Below are 542 nucleotides of genomic sequence, written 5' to 3' on the forward strand. Positions count from 1 at the left end.
CTTCATTTGCACTCTCGCTCACATTGCGGCTAGTCACTTGCATTTCATGCACTGCTGCAGCAACTGCTTCGCTATCGCGCTGTTGAGATACTGTCGAATCTGCAATCGTCTCAGTGAGCGAGCTTAAGTTTGCCATCTCTTGACGAAGCGTGTTTGAGCTATCAATCACCTGTGACACGGTCGCTTGGATTTTAGAAACAAACTCGTTAAATGCCTTGGCCAGCTGACCAATTTCATCTTGCGTATTAATTTGGATTCGTTGGCTAAGATCACCATCACCCGAAGCGATTTGCGCCATTGCGTCTTTGATGTCGTTTAATGGTTTAAGTACTGTGCGTAGCAGCAGGAACACCATGCCAAGCGCCGCTAAGATCACAACGATGATGCCCATTTCTAAAATCGATTCTGCTCGTGCAGTCGCCGCTGAAATGTCTGACTTCAACTCACCTTGCTTATCTTCGATAGCACTTTTCACGACATTGAGCTGGGCTCGAACATCAACAAATTGCTCCTCAAACGTGTTCTTGTGCTCGTTGTAGTAG

The 542-nt window shown here is 46.7% G+C and carries 1 protein-coding gene; it reads right to left on the bottom strand.

The genetic code is table 11. The features are described 5' to 3' along the window. Nucleotides 1-542: methyl-accepting chemotaxis protein (locus tag R8O10_RS27050; RefSeq protein WP_318192204.1), on the bottom strand; the 542-nt coding region annotated here is incomplete at both ends.

The sequence above is a fragment of the Vibrio sp. 1727 genome (assembly GCF_033344415.1).
GTDB classification, from domain to species: domain Bacteria; phylum Pseudomonadota; class Gammaproteobacteria; order Enterobacterales; family Vibrionaceae; genus Vibrio; species Vibrio alginolyticus.